This is a genomic window from Roseateles sp. P5_B10 (genome assembly GCF_056400485.1).
This window is the reverse complement of sequence record NZ_JBFULE010000969.1, coordinates 1-1,785: the sequence shown is the minus strand read 5'-3', so window position 1 is coordinate 1,785 and position 1,785 is coordinate 1. Positions and strand designations below refer to the sequence as shown.

The following is a 1,785-nucleotide window of genomic DNA, read 5'->3' as shown; positions in this document are numbered from 1 at the left end:
CATCTACATCGTGGAGCCCACCGGCCCCATCGAAGACGACCCCAACCTGACTGACCGCAAGTTCCCCGGCAATCCAACCAAGTCCTACCGCTGCAAGGCGGGGCTGCGGGTGACGGGCGAAGTCATGCAATGGCAGGGCCACTCCCCCGAGCAGCTGCAAACCATGCTGGCGCATGTGCAGCGGATGCGCGAACTCGGCATCGAGGCCATCCAGGAATAGCAATAGGCCCTGCGGCCCAGCCGGTGAGGCTCAGTCAACCAGGGCCTGAAGCTCCTGCAAGGCTTCGTCCAACAAGGCCGCGCTGCCGGCATCCTGCTCGATGGCCCGGCAGGTGCGCTCCACCAGGCCTTCCAGCGCCGGATCCAGTTGCAACTCGCCGCCGAGTTCATCGACCAACGCAGCCTCGACGAACAGGCGCAAGGCCTTGGCGCGGGGGATGTCACCGCCTTGAGCTCGGGCGGCCTTGAGCTTGGCGGTCAGCCCCTGCAATGCCGTCACGGCTGCGGGTGGCGCGGCCCGATTGACCAAGCCAGCCGAGGCCCCGGCCGTTGCTTGGCGTTGCGACGGCGAATGACGCGCCTGCGCCAGTTCGGCCTTGAGCAGGCGCAGTGCGTGGATCAGGGGAGAAATGGGAGCTGTCATGCCAATGCCTGGAGCCGCCGCATTGTGGCGCGGCCCGGTTCGGGAAAGCTGGCAAAATGCGCCCGCTTCTGACCGATGCGCCGCCGCTGGCCTTGCCGTGGCGGTATTTTTTTGAGCCCCCGCATCCAGGGGCTTCGACCCAGGGCATATCCCAAAGTCCGACCGAGCGGTCGGCCGGGACAATCGCCAGCTTTGCTTTAACCAGGCCGCGTCACAAGCGCCGCCCTGATCTCATGGCACTCCAACACCTGACCGACGAGCAGATCGCCACCATGTCACGCGCCCAAAAGGACGAGTGGTGGTTCAAGAACGTCTTCCGCGGCGACATGGCCCAGCTTTCGCTGCGCTCCGGTATCACCGGTTTCCTGCTCGGCGGTGTGCTCTCCTCCACCGGCCTGTACATCGGTGCCAAGACGGGCATTTCCCTCGGCGTTGGCCTCACTTCGGTCATCCTGGCCTTTGCGCTGTTCCGAGCGCTGCACGCAGCCGGCCTGGCCCAGGACTACACCATCCTCGAGAACAACTGCACCCAGTCCATCGCCACGGCGTCGGGCTATGTGACCACGGCGCTGATCTCCAGCCTGCCGGCCTACATGCTGGTGACGGGCCATGTGCCGCTGTGGTGGCAGATCGCCATCTGGATGTTCCTGGTGTCGCTGGTGGGCGTGCTGCTGGCCTTCCCGCTGAAGCGCCGCTTCATCAATGAAGACCAGGCCCCCTTCCCGGAAGGCCGTGCCTGCGGCGTGGTGCTGGATTCGCTGTACCACGGCAAGGGCAGCGAGGGCATGTTCAAGGCCAAGCTGCTGGGCTGGGTGGCGGGCGGCGCGGCGCTGCTACAGGGCATCTGCGGCGAGGGCTGGATGAAGCTGATCCAGTTCAAGCTGCTGGCCATGGACAAGTGGGCCGGCATGACGGAGCCCTGGCATCTGCACGAGCGCATCGACGACTACTACTACGCCTGGGCCGTCAAGGCGCACGGCTTCATTCCCAGCATCCTGGGAACGGACTTCCGCACCCTGGGCCTGCGCCTGGTGGTGGACGCCGCGTTGATCGGCACCGGGGGCCTGATGGGCCTCGCGGTGGCGGCGAGTTGTTTTGTCGGCGTGATCGTCAACTTCGTGATCCTGGCGCCGCTGATGATC

3 protein-coding genes are annotated in these 1,785 nt (G+C 65.7%); 2 read left to right on the top strand and 1 reads right to left on the bottom strand.

Annotated features, from left to right (window positions below; all coding sequences use genetic code 11):
* On the top strand, window positions 1-220 hold a 220-nt coding region (locus AC1DU6_RS29865; RefSeq protein ID WP_477861651.1), incomplete at its 5' end, for an NAD(+)--rifampin ADP-ribosyltransferase.
* Window positions 221-250: 30 nt separating this feature from the next.
* Here AC1DU6_RS29865 and AC1DU6_RS29860 read toward each other — a convergent pair.
* Window positions 251-643: a hypothetical protein gene (locus tag AC1DU6_RS29860; protein WP_457325627.1), complete on the bottom strand. Its 393-nt coding sequence runs from the start codon at window positions 641-643 to the stop codon at window positions 251-253.
* A gap of 233 nt (window positions 644-876) precedes the next feature.
* On the opposite strand from AC1DU6_RS29860, the gene AC1DU6_RS29855 reads away from it, so the two are divergent.
* Window positions 877-1,785, top strand: a 909-nt coding sequence (locus AC1DU6_RS29855; RefSeq protein WP_477861649.1) for an OPT/YSL family transporter, incomplete at its 3' end; no start/stop codon positions are given.